This is a genomic window from Flavobacterium sp. GW821-FHT11G01, assembly GCF_058808175.1.
Map to the genome: position 1 here is coordinate 1 of NZ_JBXARK010000019.1, position 1,611 is coordinate 1,611.

Below are 1,611 nucleotides of genomic sequence, written 5' to 3' on the forward strand. Positions count from 1 at the left end.
GGAGCTTGACGGTATCGTAAGAATAAGGATCGGCTAACTCCGTGCCAGCAGCCGCGGTAATACGGAGGATCCAAGCGTTATCCGGAATCATTGGGTTTAAAGGGTCCGTAGGCGGTTTAATAAGTCAGTGGTGAAAGCCCATCGCTCAACGGTGGAACGGCCATTGATACTGTTAAACTTGAATTATTAGGAAGTAACTAGAATATGTAGTGTAGCGGTGAAATGCTTAGAGATTACATGGAATACCAATTGCGAAGGCAGGTTACTACTAATGGATTGACGCTGATGGACGAAAGCGTGGGTAGCGAACAGGATTAGATACCCTGGTAGTCCACGCCGTAAACGATGGATACTAGCTGTTGGAAGCAATTTCAGTGGCTAAGCGAAAGTGATAAGTATCCCACCTGGGGAGTACGTTCGCAAGAATGAAACTCAAAGGAATTGACGGGGGCCCGCACAAGCGGTGGAGCATGTGGTTTAATTCGATGATACGCGAGGAACCTTACCAAGGCTTAAATGTAGATTGACCGGTTTGGAAACAGATCTTTCGCAAGACAATTTACAAGGTGCTGCATGGTTGTCGTCAGCTCGTGCCGTGAGGTGTCAGGTTAAGTCCTATAACGAGCGCAACCCCTGTTGTTAGTTGCCAGCGAGTCATGTCGGGAACTCTAACAAGACTGCCAGTGCAAACTGTGAGGAAGGTGGGGATGACGTCAAATCATCACGGCCCTTACGCCTTGGGCTACACACGTGCTACAATGGCCGGTACAGAGAGCAGCCACTGGGCGACCAGGAGCGAATCTATAAAACCGGTCACAGTTCGGATCGGAGTCTGCAACTCGACTCCGTGAAGCTGGAATCGCTAGTAATCGGATATCAGCCATGATCCGGTGAATACGTTCCCGGGCCTTGTACACACCGCCCGTCAAGCCATGGAAGCTGGGGGTGCCTGAAGTCGGTGACCGCAAGGAGCTGCCTAGGGTAAAACTGGTAACTAGGGCTAAGTCGTAACAAGGTAGCCGTACCGGAAGGTGCGGCTGGAACACCTCCTTTCTAGAGCCTCAAATGTTAGTGCTTGCACACGTTGAGGGAAAAAGATGAAGATCTTGAAAGTTCTGAATCAGAAGATTCAATTACTCTTGCTGTTAATTTAAAAAATAATGAAAATTAAGTAAAACAGAGTCTCGTAGCTCAGCTGGTTAGAGTACTACACTGATAATGTAGGGGTCGGCAGTTCGAGTCTGCCCGGGACTACTTTTTAAATTGTTAATTATAAATTATGAATTGTAAATTATAAAAGACAAAATATAAAGACTGAAAAGCTTAAGAAAAGGAAATTTTAGAAGTTGAGCGTTTATGAGCAAATTCATAACTCATAATTCATAACTCATCATTTAAAAATGGGGGATTAGCTCAGCTGGCTAGAGCGCCTGCCTTGCACGCAGGAGGTCAACGGTTCGACTCCGTTATTCTCCACTATTCGAGTGAATAGTAAAGAGTGAATAGTAATTAGCGAAAGCTAAGACTAATTACTAAGGACTAATCACTAGAAAAAAGTTCATTGACATATTGAGATAAGAAAATAATAAAAAGTAGAAAGCGTTTTTTACA

2 tRNA genes and 1 rRNA gene are annotated in these 1,611 nt (G+C 44.9%); all 3 read left to right on the top strand.

Annotated features, from left to right (window positions below):
* Positions 1-1,053 (top strand): 16S ribosomal RNA (locus tag AC1RRN_RS21340); the annotation flags it as partial.
* 127 nt (positions 1,054-1,180) lie between these two features.
* A tRNA-Ile gene (locus tag AC1RRN_RS21345) sits at positions 1,181-1,254 on the top strand.
* A 148-nt stretch (positions 1,255-1,402) separates the two neighbouring features.
* Positions 1,403-1,476: transfer RNA gene (locus AC1RRN_RS21350), tRNA-Ala, on the top strand.
* Positions 1,477-1,611: the final 135 nt, after the last annotated feature.